Source organism: Alcanivorax sp. HI0083 (genome assembly GCF_001635175.1).
In genome coordinates, this window is sequence record NZ_LWFX01001566.1 from 1 (window position 1) to 702 (window position 702).

Below are 702 nucleotides of genomic sequence, written 5' to 3' on the forward strand. Positions count from 1 at the left end.
CTGGCAAAGGCACCGTTCTTTTCCCGGAAGGTAACGATGTTGCCGGCGATGGTGCTGTTAAGCCCGGCAATGCGGGCCAGCAGCGGGGCGCTGGCAGTATTCACGTCTACACCCACGGAGTTCACACAGTCTTCCACCACGGTATCCAGCGAGCGGGACAGTTTTACCTGGCTCACGTCGTGCTGGTACTGGCCCACGCCGATGGCTTTCGGATCGATTTTCACCAGTTCGGCCAGCGGGTCCTGCAGGCGGCGGGCAATGGAAACGGCGCCACGGAAGGACACGTCCAGTTCCGGGAATTCCCGGGCGGCCAGCTCCGAGGCGGAGTACACGGATGCGCCGGCTTCGGAAACGATGATTTTCTGGATCGGCTGGTCTTTCAGCAGCTTGACCACTTCGCCGGCCAGCTTGTCGGTTTCCCGGCTGGCGGTGCCGTTACCGATGGCGATCAATTCCACGCCGTGCTGTTTGCTCAGGGCCGCCAGTTTGCTGAGGGACTGGTCCCACTGGTTTTTTGGCTGGTGCGGAAACACGGTGGTGTGTTCCAGCAGCTTGCCGGTGGCATCCACGACCACCACCTTCACCCCGGTGCGCAGACCGGGATCCAGACCCATGGTGCACTTGGGGCCGGCGGGGGAAGCCATCAGCAGGCTTTTCAGGTTACGGGCGAACACCTGAATGGCTTCCTCTTCGCCCATTTCC

General features: G+C 62.0%; 1 protein-coding gene. It reads right to left on the minus strand.

What is annotated here, in order from left to right; translation table 11 throughout:
- Nucleotides 1–702: helix-hairpin-helix domain-containing protein (locus tag A3754_RS23400; RefSeq protein WP_197468814.1), on the minus strand; the 702-nt coding region annotated here is incomplete at both ends.